Annotated in this window: 11 protein-coding genes; 6 read left to right on the top strand and 5 right to left on the bottom strand. The window is 66.9% G+C overall.

Features of this window, described 5'->3' with window-relative positions; genetic code table 11:
- Positions 1-18 precede the first annotated feature (18 nt).
- The gene (locus CLM74_RS16870; RefSeq protein WP_105164557.1) at positions 19-1,632 is read right to left on the bottom strand and encodes an ATP-binding protein; all 1,614 of its coding nucleotides are present in this window, start codon (positions 1,630-1,632) and stop codon (positions 19-21) included.
- Positions 1,633-2,008: 376 nt separating this feature from the next.
- Between CLM74_RS16870 and sucC the strand changes: the two genes are divergently transcribed.
- The 3 genes from sucC (at position 2,009) to CLM74_RS16855 (ending at position 5,932) form a co-directional block, all read left to right on the top strand.
- Positions 2,009-3,178 carry an ADP-forming succinate--CoA ligase subunit beta gene (gene sucC / locus CLM74_RS16865; protein WP_025874298.1) on the top strand — a complete coding sequence of 390 codons (1,170 nt, stop codon included), beginning with the start codon at positions 2,009-2,011 and terminating at the stop codon, positions 3,176-3,178.
- A 21-nt stretch (positions 3,179-3,199) separates the two neighbouring features.
- Positions 3,200-4,075: a succinate--CoA ligase subunit alpha gene (gene sucD, locus CLM74_RS16860; RefSeq protein ID WP_017356169.1), complete on the top strand. Its 876-nt coding sequence runs from the start codon at positions 3,200-3,202 to the stop codon at positions 4,073-4,075.
- A gap of 222 nt (positions 4,076-4,297) precedes the next feature.
- The gene (locus tag CLM74_RS16855) at positions 4,298-5,932 is read left to right on the top strand and encodes an NAD+ synthase (RefSeq protein ID WP_105165043.1); all 1,635 of its coding nucleotides are present in this window, start codon (positions 4,298-4,300) and stop codon (positions 5,930-5,932) included.
- 110 nt (positions 5,933-6,042) lie between these two features.
- Here the strand turns inward: CLM74_RS16855 and CLM74_RS16850 are convergent, their stop codons facing one another.
- Both CLM74_RS16850 and CLM74_RS16845 read right to left on the bottom strand, forming a co-directional pair.
- Entirely contained in the window at positions 6,043-7,242 is a 1,200-nt protein-coding gene (locus CLM74_RS16850; RefSeq protein WP_105164556.1) for a lipase family protein, read from the bottom strand.
- A 153-nt stretch (positions 7,243-7,395) separates the two neighbouring features.
- Positions 7,396-8,280, bottom strand: a complete 885-nt coding sequence (locus tag CLM74_RS16845) for an outer membrane protein assembly factor BamD (protein WP_032975164.1) — start codon at positions 8,278-8,280, stop codon at positions 7,396-7,398.
- A 113-nt stretch (positions 8,281-8,393) separates the two neighbouring features.
- On the opposite strand from CLM74_RS16845, the gene rluD reads away from it, so the two are divergent.
- The 3 genes from rluD to CLM74_RS16830 are packed head-to-tail and all read left to right on the top strand — an operon-like array spanning position 8,394 to position 10,575.
- Positions 8,394-9,383 carry a 23S rRNA pseudouridine(1911/1915/1917) synthase RluD gene (gene rluD / locus CLM74_RS16840; RefSeq protein ID WP_105164555.1) on the top strand — a complete coding sequence of 330 codons (990 nt, stop codon included), beginning with the start codon at positions 8,394-8,396 and terminating at the stop codon, positions 9,381-9,383.
- A complete protein-coding gene (pgeF, locus tag CLM74_RS16835) occupies positions 9,383-10,150 on the top strand; it encodes a peptidoglycan editing factor PgeF (protein WP_059064899.1) in 768 nt (255 codons plus the stop codon). Before rluD ends, pgeF begins: the two co-directional genes overlap by 1 nt.
- Positions 10,150-10,575: a thiol-disulfide oxidoreductase DCC family protein gene (locus tag CLM74_RS16830; protein WP_105164554.1), complete on the top strand. Its 426-nt coding sequence runs from the start codon at positions 10,150-10,152 to the stop codon at positions 10,573-10,575. Before pgeF ends, CLM74_RS16830 begins: the two co-directional genes overlap by 1 nt.
- Before the next feature lie 71 nt (positions 10,576-10,646).
- Here the strand turns inward: CLM74_RS16830 and otsA are convergent, their stop codons facing one another.
- The gene (gene otsA / locus CLM74_RS16825) at positions 10,647-12,011 is read right to left on the bottom strand and encodes an alpha,alpha-trehalose-phosphate synthase (UDP-forming) (protein ID WP_105164553.1); all 1,365 of its coding nucleotides are present in this window, start codon (positions 12,009-12,011) and stop codon (positions 10,647-10,649) included.
- Positions 12,008-13,789, bottom strand: a complete 1,782-nt coding sequence (locus tag CLM74_RS16820; RefSeq protein WP_105165042.1) for a glycoside hydrolase family 15 protein — start codon at positions 13,787-13,789, stop codon at positions 12,008-12,010. Before CLM74_RS16820 ends, otsA begins: the two co-directional genes overlap by 4 nt.
- Between the last annotated feature and the right edge of the window lie 11 nt (positions 13,790-13,800).

The following is a 13,800-nucleotide window of genomic DNA, read 5'->3' as shown; positions in this document are numbered from 1 at the left end:
AATGTTTGACGCACGGAATCAGTGCGGAAGCAGGGTATGCGGGCCGGGCAGTACCAGGCGGAAGCAGGAGCCGCCGGCGGGGACGGGGATGTAATCCAGCCGCGCCTGGTTGGCCCTGCACAGCTCGCGGGCGATATACAGGCCCAGGCCGGTGCCGTGCTCGGAGGTGGTGAAGAAGGGGCGGAACAGCTGCGCGGCGACGGTCTCGGGGATGCCGGGGCCACGGTCCATCACGTCGATCACCGCACTTCGCTCGTGCTGCGCCACGCGCAGCCGCACGCGCGCGGGCTGCTCGCCGATGCGGCCGTACTTGAGGGCGTTGTGCACCAGCACGGTGAGCACCTGGTACAGGTGGCGCGGGTCGACCTGGGCCGGCACCGAGGTGTCGTTGATGATCGGTTCGATGCTGTCGGTTTCCAGCGTCTGGCCCTGCTTGTACTCCAGCACGAAGCGGCGCACGAAGGCGGCCAGGTCGACGTTTTCCGGGTTGGCGCGTTCGCGTCGGGCCAGACCCAGCACGCTTTCAACGATGCCGTTGGTGCGCTGGCACTGCTGGTGGATGATCTGCAGCAGGCGGCGGTCGCTTTCGTTGAAGCCGGTGCCTTCCTCCAGCAGCTGCACGGCGTAGTTGATGGCCGCCAGCGGGTTGCGGATCTCGTGCGCGAGGCTGGCCGAGAAGCGCCCCATCGCCGACAGGGTGAGCGATTCGGCGCGGCGCGAGACCACGCTCGAGTCGTCCAGGAACACCAGCACCAGGTCGCTGCCGGCCAGCAGGCGGGCGAAGCGTGGCTGCACTTCCGGCTGGTCGGGGTTGAGCTGCAGCGGCATTTCATCCTGTGCCCAGCCGTTGCGCCAGCGTTGCAGGCGCCGGGCAAGTTCGGGGGCGACACTGGCCAGGTCGAGGCGGCCGGAATCACTGTTGCCATCGGCGTCGCCCAACAGGATCGAGGCGGCTTCGTTGGCCAGGGTGATGCGGTTGTCGGCGTCCACCACCACCACGCCGGTGCGCATGCGGCGGATGATCAGTTCGTTGATCTGGAACAGGTTGGCCACTTCGTCGCCACGCTGGTTGGCCAGCTGCTGGTTGCGGCGTGCACGGTTGCCGACCTGGTAGCTGATGAAGGCCAGGGCCAGGTAGCTGGTGGCGAACATCGCCAGTTCGGCCAGGGTGCGGGTGGGATCGCCGCCTTCCAACACTTTCCACAGGTATTCGGCGGCGGTGGCGACGCTGGCGGCCAGCGCCAGCAGCAGGCCCCAGCTGAGCGGCAGCAGGGTGGCGGCGGCGGCGATGTTGAACAGCAGCGACATCGAGATGCCGGCGCTGGCGCCGGGCAGGGCATGCGCCAGCAGGCTGGCGGCGACGATGTCCAGCAGCACGCCGCCGACCACGATCTGCCGCAGCCAGCGTTCGTTGCGACCGATCACCAGCCACAACAGGGACAGCAGCAGATAGGCGGCGCCGACCGAATAGGCCAGGCGCGGGTGATGCGCTTCGCCACCGATTGCCGACAGTGGGCTGTACAGCAGGGCGGCGATGACCGAGGCGATCAGCACCCGGTACAGGGCGAAGAAATACAGCTCGCGCCGCGGTATCGATTCGATGCGGTCGATCAATGAAGCACTGGGTGACACGCCGGAACTCCCCTTCTGGCTGCCTGGAACTGGGTCATGACGGCGGTGGGCCGAACCTGCCCGACGTCCCCTGATCGTCGGATCTGCTCGCTGCCCGGTTGCCGGCACCGTGGGTCGAATTTACGGGGCCAGTATAGGGCGCCTGTACCGGGCTGGGCTGCGCAGTCGGCCGGGGCGGGCGTTTGCGGCGTGATCCAGCCCGTGCCGCAACTGCCTGAATGACCATGGAAATCTGGCCGGTTCGGGCCTTTTGTCCATACTTCTTTGCGCCCCGGCGCCGGCTCGGCCACAATAGTGGGCCCGCCGCGGTCCATGCCGGCGCCCCGCCGGGGCCCTGAGGAATTGCGTGCGGTCGTTCCTATTCCCACGGTGACGCATGAATTTCCACGAATACCAGTCAAAACAACTGCTTGCCGAGTACGGCATCCCGGTCCCGGCCGGCAAGGTCGCTGCGACCCCGGACGAAGCTGTTGCCGCTGCCAACTCCCTGGGCCAGGGCCCCTGGATGGTCAAGGCGCAGATCCACGCTGGCGGCCGCGGCAAGGCTGGCGGCGTCAAGTTCTGCAAGACCACCGACGACGTGAAGGCCGCTGCGGCCAAGATGCTCGGCACCAAGATGGCCACCTACCAGACCGCTGGCGTTGAACTGCCGGTCAACCTGGTGCTGGTGACCACCGCTGGCGAGATCGTCAAGGAACTGTACCTGTCGGTGCTGGTTGACCGTGGCACCAAGACCATCACCTACATCGCTTCTTCGGAAGGCGGCGTGGAGATCGAGCAGGTCGCCGCTGAAACCCCGGAGCTGATCCACTCGCTGAACGTCGACTTCGTCGAAGGCGTGCAGGGTTACCACGGTCGTGATTTCGGCTTCAAGCTGGGCCTGACCGCCAAGCAGGCCGGCCAGTTCGCCAACATCATGGTGAACCTGTACCGCCTGTTCAACGAAAAGGACCTGGCGCTGGTTGAAATCAACCCGCTGGCCATCCTGGACGACGGCAACCTGTACGCGCTGGACGGCAAGTTCGACAGCGACGACAACGCCGCGTTCCGCCAGAAGGCCCTGGTCGCCATGCGCGACAAGACCCAGGAAGATCCGACCGAAGTGATCGCTTCGGAGCTGGACATCAACTACGTCACCATGGACGGCAACATCGGCTGCATGGTCAACGGCGCAGGCCTGGCCATGGCCACCATGGACGTCATCAAGCTCAACGGCGGCGAGCCGGCGAACTTCCTCGACGTGGGCGGCGGCGCCAACAAGCAGCGCGTCATCGAAGCGTTCAAGCTGATCCTGTCCTCGGACAAGGTCGAAGGCATCTTCGTCAACATCTTCGGCGGCATCGTCCGCTGCGACATGATTGCCGAAGGCATCATTGCCGCCGTGAAGGAAGTGGGCGTCAAGGTTCCGGTCGTGGTGCGTCTGGAAGGCACCAACGTGGAAGAAGGCAAGCAGCTGCTGCGTGACAGCGGCATGGCCATCATCCCGGCCGACAACATCAACGACGGTGCCAAGAAGGTCGTCGAAGCTGTCAAGAACGCCGCCTGATCCGACACCGAAGGAAATCCAATGTCAGTTTTGATCAATAAGAACACCAAGGTGATCGTGCAGGGCTTCACCGGCCAGCAGGGCACCTTCCACGCCACTCAGATGATCGAGTACGGCACCCAGGTTGTTGGCGGCGTGACCCCGGGCAAGGGTGGCACCACCCATATCGACCTGCCGGTCTTCAACACCGTTGCCGACGCCGTGCAGAGCACCGGCGCCAACGCTTCGGTCATCTACGTGCCGCCGCCGTACGCGGCTGACGCGATCCTGGAAGCCGCTGCTGCCGGCATCAAGGTCATCGTCTGCATCACCGAAGGCATCCCGGTGCTGGACATGCTGCGCGTCAAGAACGTGCTGACCCGTTCGCATCCGGACACCGTGCTGATCGGGCCGAACTGCCCGGGCGTCATCACCCCGGGCGAGTGCAAGATCGGCATCATGCCGGGCCACATCCACAAGCCGGGCAAGATCGGCATCGTGTCGCGTTCGGGCACCCTGACCTATGAAGCGGTCAAGCAGACCACCGAAGTCGGCCTGGGCCAGTCCACCTGCATCGGCATCGGTGGTGACCCGATCAACGGCCTGAACTTCGTCGACTGCCTGAAGCTGTTCAACGAAGACCCGCAGACCGAAGGCATCATCATGGTCGGCGAAATCGGCGGCGACGCTGAAGAAGCCGGTGCCGAGTACATCAAGAACCACGTGAAGAAGCCGGTCGTCGGTTTCATCGCGGGTGCTTCGGCTCCGGCCGGCAAGCGCATGGGCCACGCCGGTGCGATCGCATCGGGCGGCAAGGGCACTGCCGAAGGCAAGTTTGCTGCCATGGAAGCTGCTGGCGTCGTCACCGTGCGTTCGCCGGGCGACCTGGGCGCTGCCATCGCCAAGCTGGTGAAATAAGATCGACTGCCTTCGGCAGACGATTCTGTAGAGCCGGCCGTTGGTCGGCTGCTTGAAACAGAAAGGCCGCCTCAGGGCGGCCTTTCTGCGTCTGGGCATCGGCGACCCGCTGAACCGCATCCACGCATGGCGTGGATCTACTTCAGCACACGCCCGGGCGCACCCCATCCACGCATGGCGTGGATCTACAATGTGCGCATTGCAACCACAGGCTGGACCCTCATGGCTTCGATCCGCATCGCGATGGCGCAGTTCGACTTCCCGGTTGGCGATGTCGCCGGCAACACCGAGCGCATCATCGAGATGATCGGCCAGGCGCGCGATGAGTACGGCGCCGGGCTGGTGATGTTCCCCGAGCTGGCAGTCAGCGGCTATCCGCCGGAGGACCTGCTGCTGCGCCCGGGCTTCCTGTACGAGTGCGAGCAGGCGATGACCCGCATTGCTGCTGCGTGCCGTGGCATCACCGCTGTAGTGGGCTGGCCACAGGCCGCCGGTGCGGTGGTCTACAACGCGGCCAGCGTGCTGCGCGATGGCCTGGTGGAGCAGACCTACCGCAAGCGCGAACTGCCCAATTACGCGGTGTTCGACGAGCGCCGCTACTTCGATGTCGACCCGGACGGTGGCAGCTGCGTGTTCGAGGTCGACGGCATCCCGGTCGGCCTGCTGATCTGCGAGGACCTGTGGTTCGCCGAGCCGCTGGCCGATACGGTGCGTGCCGGCGCGCAGCTGGTGGTGGTGCCCAATGCCTCGCCGTACGAGCGTGGCAAGCATGCCCAGCGTGACGCCGTGCTGGCTGCACGTACCCGCGAAAGCGGCGCGGCCATCGCCTACCTCAACGTGGTGGGCGGCCAGGACGCGCTGGTGTTCGATGGTGCATCGGTGGTGGCCGATGGCGATGGCACGGTGCACCCGGCCGCAGCGGCCTTCGTCGACCAGTGGCTGGTGGTGGACTACGACGGTGCTACCCGCCGCTTCCTGCCGCAGGTATGGATGGACGACGGCGACGAGAGCATGGATGCGCTGGCTTGGCGCGCGGTCACCCGCGGCATCCAGGACTACTGCAGCAAGAACGGTTTCAAGAAGGTGTGGCTGGGTCTGTCCGGTGGCATCGACTCGGCGATCGTGCTGGCCATGGCGGTCGATGCACTGGGCGCGGAGAACGTGACGGCGGTGCGCCTGCCGTCGCGCTATACCGCCGGCATGTCCAACGACCTGGCCGCCGAGCAGTGCCAGGCGCTGGGCGTGAAGCTGGAAGCCGTTTCCATCGAGCCGGCGTTCCAGGGCCTGATGCAGGCGCTGGCACCGATGTTCGAGGGCACCACGCCGGATGTGACCGAGGAGAACCTGCAGTCGCGCAGCCGTGGCGTGATCCTGATGGCACTGGCCAACAAGTTCGGTGGCCTGCTGCTGACCACCGGCAACAAGAGCGAGTACGCGGTCGGCTACGCCACCATCTATGGCGACATGTGCGGGGGTTACGCGCCGCTGAAGGACCTGTACAAGACCGAGGTGTTCGGCCTGTCCAAGTGGCGCAACACCGTTGGCGGTGCGCCGGTGATCCCGCCGGCGGTGATCAGCCGCCCGCCCTCGGCCGAACTGCGTGAAAACCAGACCGACCAGGATTCGCTGCCGGCCTACGACGTGCTGGACGGCATCCTGTACCGCTACATCGACCAGGAGCAGTCGCGCGCGGAGATCGTCGCCGCAGGCTATGACGCGGCGGTGGTGGATCGTGTGCTGCGGCTGGTGCGGATCAGCGAGTGGAAGCGCCACCAGGCCGCGCCGGGCCCGAAGGTCTCGCGCCGCGCGTTCGGGCGTGAGCGCCGCTACCCGATCAGCAACGGCTACAAGAGCTGAGGACCGGTCGCCGGGCATGGCCCGGCGCTACCGATGTTCGATGGATCCTTCGGTAGTGCCGGCCGCTGGCCGGCAACCGGGTGTACCGCCCATCCACGCATGGCGTGGATCTACCGGGCTTCGTTGAGCAGCTGCTCCAGGCCGGCGGTTTCGGCGGCCTCGTCAAATTGGCTGTCCCCCAGCCGCGCACGCACGAATGCCAAGCCATCGGCCGCCGCTGCGTCCAGCGTGCCGCGATGGTCGACCGGGTATCGGCGGAATGCCACCGGTTCACCGCGCAGGGCCAGGCCGACGGCATACAGCAGGGTGGTGAGATAGGGCACATCGCGATCCTGGCTGCCGTGGCCCAGCATCAACGGTTGGCTGAAGCCCCGCCGTGGCACGCCCAGATAGTCATGCAGCAGCGCCCAGATGCCCGGCACCGAGGTCAACGGTGCGCTGAACATTTCTCCCGTGTTCGCACCTTCCAGGGTGGCCGCCAGCTGGCCCAGGCACTGCTGGCGCGCCAGCGCGACCCGTGCATGGCCTTCATCGCTGAGTACGCGTGCGATACGCGGCTCCACCTGCAGCAGGCCATCGAGGAGGTAGGCGTGATAGGCATTGAGCGCGCCCGGATTCGGCGTGCGGCTGTCCGGCTTCATCACCAGCGCAGTCAGTTCGACGGCCGTGGGTGTGCCGGTGGTGAAGCTGCCGCGGTACTGCAGCAAGGGTCCATAGGACGGTGCCAGATGGCCGGCAGTGAGTGCGGCAGCGCCACCCTGCGAATGGCCCACCGATACCCAACGCGGTGACAGCGTGGCATTGCCGAGGAAATGGCGGCTGGCCTTGATGAGATCGATGGCGTTGCGCGCGGAGGTGCGCACGTGCAGGTAGGCGTGGTCACCCGGGCTGCCCAGGCCTTGGTAATCGGCGGCGAGAACGGCATAGCCCTGTGCCAGGAACTGGTCGAGGAAGCGGCCATCGCGCTCGGGCTGATAGGGGCCGGATACCGAAGGCGCGCAGTGGTCGGCGATGCCCTGGGTGCCGTGGGCCCAGGATACGACCGGCCAGCCACCTGCCGGCGCAGGCCCGGCGGGCAGGTAGACCAGCCCGGTCGCCTCGGCCAGGCGTCCGTGATGATCGGGGGTGCGGTAGGCCAGCTTGTAGGCCTGCGCGGCCTTGGAGGGCACCCAGCTGGCGCGGTAGGGCGCGGCCGAGAGCAGGTCACCCGGCTCCGCCGCCAGCGCGACAAGGGGACTGGCGGCCAGCGCAAGCAGGGCAGTGACCAGCAGGGTCGGGCGGAGTCGGAACCGCAGGGACGATGAGGGCATGTGGCGCTCCATGCAGGCCGGAATGGCCTTTGCGCCGCATTCTGGGAGCTGTCCTGCGCGCCGACTGCGATGGAAGTCGCAGTGATCGCCGGTTCGTAGCATTCCTAGCGGTGACGCCAGGCAAAAAAAAGGCCCCGTGCGGGGCCTCTTTTCTTACTTCTTTTCCAGTCGCGCGTTGCGCTGGCCGGTGGCGGCGGACTTTTCGCCGGCAAACGGATTCAGCTTGCGGATCATCCACGGGTACTTCGGCCACTTGCCTTCCAGCCACGGGTGATCCGGCTGGTTCAGCTGCAGGACGCGGCGGGCGTCGTCGGCCAGGGTCTTGTTGCCCAGGTGGGTGTAGGACTCGGCCAGCACCGCCACGGCATCGTTCTGGAATGCGCTCTGCGGGTAGTTTTCCAGCAGGTAGTTGGCGCGGCCGGCAGCCGAGACCCAGGCGCCGCGACGCACGTAGTACAGGGCATTGTCGAGCTCATGCTGGGCGAATACGTCACGCAGCACCAGCATCCGCTGGCGCGCATCGGCGGCGTAGCGGCTGTTGGGGTAGCGGTCGACCACGATGTTGAAGTCTGAATACGCCTGATGCGGCGTGGATAGATCGCGGCGGCTTGCGTCCAGCGACCATACGCGGCGCAGGAAAACCGTATTGCGGTTGGAGTTGGCCAGGCCGCGCAGGTAGTACAGGTACGCGATGTTGCGGTGCGTCGGGTAGGTACGGATGAAGCGGTCGATGCTGGACACCGCGTCATCGTGCTTGCCGGCCTTGTACTGGGCATAGGCCGATTCGATCATCGCCTGCTCGGTGTACGGGCCGTAGGGATACTGTGCCACCAGGCGACGGAAGCTGGCTTCAGCGCCGCTCCAGTTGCCGCCTTGCATCAGCTTGTGGCTCTTTTCGTAGAGCTGTTCGACCGGGGTGCCTTCATCAGGGCGATCGCCCTTGGTGCCGCGGTTGCAGCCAGTGGCGACGATGACCAGCACCAGCAGGAGGGCGGTCAGGCGGACGGGCGCGGAGAGCAGGACGGAGCGTCGGATCATGGGGTCAATGCGGGACGCGGCTGGAATACGAAGGGTCGATGATAGCCTAGTGTCCTGTCCAGCGACTGAAACCGGCTCGCCGGGACCCCAAAATTTCAAAGATGCCCCCTGCCATGTCTGAACAACCCTCCGAATCGGCCCGCCAGGCCGTTGTCCCCGACACCTCCGCCGGCCGCCGTTTCGACGCGGTCGTGGCCGAGCTGTTCCCCGAATACTCCCGCTCCCGCCTGACCGAGTGGATCAAGGCCGGCGACGTCCTGCTGGACGGCGCGCAGGCACGGCCGCGCGACGCACTGCGCGGCGGCGAGGTGGTCACCCTGCAGGTGGTGCTGGAAACCCAGACCAGCGCCGAGCCGGAAGACATCCCGCTGGACGTGCTGTTCGAGGACGAGTACCTGCTGGTGATCAACAAGCCGGTCGGCCTGGTCGTGCACCCCGGTGCCGGCAACCACAGCGGTACCCTGGTCAATGCGCTGCTGTACCGCGACCCGTCGGTGGCGGTGCTGCCGCGCGCGGGCATCGTGCATCGCCTGGACAAGGACACCAGCGGCGTGATGGTCGTGGCCCGCACGCTGGAAGCGCAGACCGCACTGGTCGAGCAGCTGGCCGCCCGTGACGTGCACCGCCAGTACCTGGCCGTGGTGATGGGCGCGCTGGTGGCCGGTGGTACCGCAGATGCGCCGATCGACCGCCACCCGCGCGACCGCCTGAAGATGGGCGTGCGCGAGGATGGCAAGGAAGCGGTGACCCATTACCGCCTGCGCGAGCGCTTCCGTGCGCATACCGCGCTGGAATGCCGCCTGGAAACCGGGCGTACCCACCAGATCCGCGTGCACATGGCGCACCTGCGCCACCCGATCGTGGGCGATCAGCTGTACGGCGGTGCGCTGAAGCTGCCCAAGGGGGCCAGCGACGAGCTGGTGGCCGCGCTGCGCGGCTTCAAGCGCCAGGCCCTGCATGCAGAGACCCTGGAGTTCGTGCATCCGATCAGTGGTGAGCCGGTGCGCAACACCGCGCCGGCGCCGGCCGACATGCTGCACCTGATGAAGGTGCTGCGCGAAGACAGCGCGGCCTTCGCCGAGCGCGAGCGGGACCGCTGGTAATGACTACCGCGCTGCCGCTGCTGCAGGCTGATTGGCCGGCGCCCCCGGGCGTGCATGCACTGACCACGCGCCGGCATGGCGCGGGTATCTCGCCAGCGCCGTTCGCCCAGTTCAACCTGGGCAACCGGCATGCGGCCGACGGTGACACCCCGGCCAACGTCGAGCACAACCGGCAGCTGCTGCAGCAGGGCCTGGCACTGCCATCGGCGCCGCATTGGCTGCGCCAGGTGCACAGCAGCACCGTGCTGCGTTTCGGCGCGCCGCCGGTGGAGGGCGCCAGCGAACCGGTGGCCGATGCCGCGGTGACCTCGGTGCCCGGCGTTGTGCTGGCGATCCTCACCGCGGACTGCCTGCCGGTGGTGTTCGCCGCTGTCGATGGCAGCGAGGTGGGCGCCGCCCATGCAGGTTGGCGTGGCCTGGCCGACGGCATGCTGGAGGCCACCGTGGCCGCCATGCAGACGCCACCGGCGCAGCTGCGCGCGTGGCTGGGCCCGGCAGCGGGACCGGCCGACTACGAGATCGGCGAAGAGGTGTACCACGCCTTCGTCGGCCACGACGCGGCCGCTGCGGCGGCCTTCGTGGCGACCCGCCCCGGTCACTGGAAAGTGGATCTGTTCGCGCTGGCGCGACAGCGCCTGCAGGCCGCGGGCATGGCGCTGGGCAACATCCACGGCGGCACGGTCTCGACCATGGCCGATGCGGATCTGTACTCGCACCGTCGCGACCGCCGCACCGGCCGGATGGCGACGCTGGTGTGGATGGACTGATGCGCGGGGATCGCGCTGCGGGGGCAGAACCTGGCGGCGTGATCGTCTTCGATGGCGTCTGCGCGTTGTGCAGCCGCTGGGTGCGTTTCCTGCTGCGGTTCGACCGGCAGGAACGCTTTCGCTTCGCGGCGATGCAGGGCGCGCAGGGCAGCGCGATGTTGCGCGCGCACGGCCTGGACGCGCACGACCCGACCTCGTTCCTGCTATTGGACGGGCAGGGCTCGTGGACCGATACCGATGCGATCCTGCGCGTTCTGGGAGCACTGGGTGGTGGCTGGCGCCCGGCGGCCGTACTGCGCGTGCTGCCACGCCGCTGGCGCGACGGGGCCTACCGCGTATTGGCACGCAACCGCTATCGCTGGTTCGGGCGCCATGACACCTGCTTCCTGCCGACGCCGGCACAGGCCGCGCGCTTCCTCGATTAAGCGCCGCCGGGCGTGGCCCGGCGCTACCCCGTGCCCGGATCAATGTAGCGCCGGGCCATGCCCGTGGGCGGTCAACCTTCCAAGGCTTCGAGGTAGCTGCGGCGCCAGTGGTTGATGTCGTAGGTGCGCAGGTGTTCCATCATCGCGTGCCAGCGTTCCTTGCGCCGGTGCAGCGACATCGTCGCCGCAGTGGCGATGGCATCGGCCACGCCGTCCAGATCATGCGGATTGACCAGCAGCGCCTGCTTCATTTCATCGGCGGCGCCGGCCAGCAGGGACAGCACCAGCACGCCGGGATCTTCCGGATCCTGCGAGGCAACGTATTCCTTGGCCACCAGGTTCATGCCATCGCGCAGCGGGGTCACCAGGCCGACAGCGGCGGCACGGTAGAAGCCGGTCAGCGTGGCGTGGGTGAAGTTCTGGTTGACGTAGCGCAGCGGTGTCCAATCCGGCTCGGCATGGCCACCATTGATGTGGCCGGCGATCTGCTCCAGCTGGCTGCGCAGTTGCCGGTATTCGGTGACATCGCCGCGCGAGACCGGTGCGATCTGCAGGTAGGTGAGCGAGCCGCGCTGGTCGGGATGGCGCTGCAGGTAGCGTTCGAAGCCGAGGAACCGTTCGGGCAGGCCCTTGGAATAGTCCAGGCGATCCACGCCGATGGCGAGCTGGCGGTCGCGCAGGCTGCTGCGCAGGTTCTTCACGGCCGCCTTGCTGGCTGCGGTGCTGGCTTGGCGGGCGATCAGCTCGGTGTCGATGCCGATGGGGAACGCCGCGGCTCGGAAGTGACGTCCGCCGGGCGCTTCGAGCTTGCCGCTTTCCAGTACCCGGCCACCGCCGAACAGGCGCAGGTAGGTCTGGAAGCGATCGGCATCGCGCTGGGTCTGGAAGCCGACCAGGTCATAGGCATACAGCGCCGAGAACAGCCGCAGATGGTCGGGCATGGCCTGCAGCAGGTCGGCCGAGGGCATCGGGATGTGCAGGAAGAAGCCGATGCGGCAGCCGATGCCGCGCTCGCGCAGCATCGCGCCGAGCGGAATCAGGTGATAGTCGTGGATCCAGACGATGTCGTCTTCGCGCAGCAGCGGCGCCAGCTTGTCGGCGAACAGTGCATTGACCCTGTGGTAGGTCTCGCGGGTGCCGCGGTCGTAGTCGACCAGGTCCAGGCGGAAGTGCAGCAGTGGCCACAGCGTGCGATTGGCGAAGCCGTTGTAGTAACCGTCCACATCGCGCTTGGCCAGGTCCATGGTGACGTACTGGATGTCACCATCGCGCTGCTCGTGCAGCGCGCCACTGGCCTCGCGCACGCTCTTGCCACTCCAGCCGAACCACAATCCGCCGCGTTCCTTCAGCGCCGCCAGCAGGCCCACGGCGAGGCCGCCGGCACGGTTCTCGCCGGGCACAGCCACGCGGTTGGATACGATGACAAGACGGCTCATGAGGCCTCCTGCCAGGAACGCGACAGGCGCATGGCCGCAGTGATCAGGCCAACATGCGAGTAGGTCTGCGGGAAGTTGCCCCAGGCTTCACCACCGTCGAAGGCAAGGTCTTCCGACAGCAGGCCAAGATGGTTGCGTTGCTGCAACAGTGATTCGAACATGTCGCGCGCCTCATCCATGCGGCCGATGGCGGCGAGCGCATCGATGTACCAGAACGTGCAGATGGTAAAGCTGGTTTCCGGCTCGCCGAAATCATCCGGCGCGATGTAACGGTACAGCGCGTTGCCGTGCTTGAGGTCGCGGCCGATGGCCTCGACGGTGGCGACGAAGCGTGCGTCGTTGGCGTCGAGGAAGCCGATGTCGGCCAGCAGCAGCAGCGAGGCATCCAGGCGATGGCCATCGAAGGTATCGGTGAAGTGGCCGAGCTCCTCGCTCCAGGCTTTTTCCATGATGCGTGCGTGGATGGTATCGGCACGCTCGCGCCAGTACTGTGCACGGTCATCACGCTTCAGGCGCACGGCGATCTTGCACAGGCGATCGCACGCCGCCCAGCACATCGCGCTGGTGTAGGTATGCACTTCGGTGCGGCCGCGGAATTCCCATAGGCCGGCATCGGGCACGTCGTGCAGTGCGAACGCCTGTTCACCCAGCGGTTCCAGCCGGGCAAAGGTGTGGCTGTCACCCGGATCCTGCAGGCGGCGGTCGAAGAACAGCTGGGTGGAGGCCAGCACCACGCTGCCGTATACATCGTGCTGGCGCTGTACCCAGGCCAGGTTGCCGCGCCGCACCGGGCCCATGCCGCGGTAGCCGGACAGGCTGGGCACTTCGTCCTCGTCCAGCTTGGCTTCGAAGCCGATGCCGTACAGCGGCTGCAGGGTGCCGTCGGTGGTGGCCAGGTTGAAGATGTAGCCGAGGAACTGCTCCATCGTGCGGGTGGCGCCCAGACGGTTCAACGCGCGCACCACGAAGGCGGCATCGCGCAGCCAGCAGTAGCGGTAGTCCCAGTTGCGCACGCTGCCGGGCGCTTCGGGAATCGAGGTGGTCATCGCCGCGATGATCGCGCCGCTGTCCTCGTACTGGCAGAGTTTGAGGGTGATCGCACTGCGGATCACCGCGTCCTGCCATTCCAGCGGGATGGACAGGTACCGCACCCATTCGCGCCAGTAGTCGCGGGTGCGCTGGAAGGCTTCCTGCACGTAGCCGCTGATGGAGCGGTTGAGCGATTCATCCACGCCCAGGATCAGGTGGATGGGATGGTTGAGCACGAACGGCAGGCCATCACGTACGAAGCGCACCGGCACGTCGGTGGTCAGGCGCAGCACATGCTCGGGCAGGATCCAGCGCACGTGGTTGCTGCCCCAGGTGGACTCGGGCACGCGCGCGCCCCAGTCGGCCAGTGGTCGTGCGCGGATCACGATGCGCGGGCTGCCGGACAACGGTCGCACCTGGCGGATGAGGCTGACCGGCCGGTAGAAACGGTCGTTCTGGCGCCAGCGCGGGGCGAAATCGAGGATTTCCAGCGCGCCGCCATGCGCATCGCGCAGCACGGTGCGCAGGATCGCGGTATTGGTGAGGTATTCCTGTTCGCTGCCGGCGAAGTCTTCCAGTTCGATGGCGAAGTCGCCGCCGGTCTGCTGGTTGGGGCTGAGCAGGGCACAGAAGGTCGGGTCGCCATCGAAGGTCGGCAGGCAACTCCAGACAACACGGGCGTGCTTGTCGATAAGGGCGCCGAAGCTGCCGTTGCCGACCACGCCCAGATCAAGATCGGGTTGGGTCATCACGCGGTACA

Origin of the sequence: Stenotrophomonas sp. MYb57, assembly GCF_002966815.1 — a bacterium.
GTDB classification, from domain to species: Bacteria; Pseudomonadota; Gammaproteobacteria; order Xanthomonadales; family Xanthomonadaceae; genus Stenotrophomonas; species Stenotrophomonas indicatrix.
Note: the sequence above shows the minus strand (reverse complement) of the source record. Positions and strands in the feature narration are given on the sequence as shown.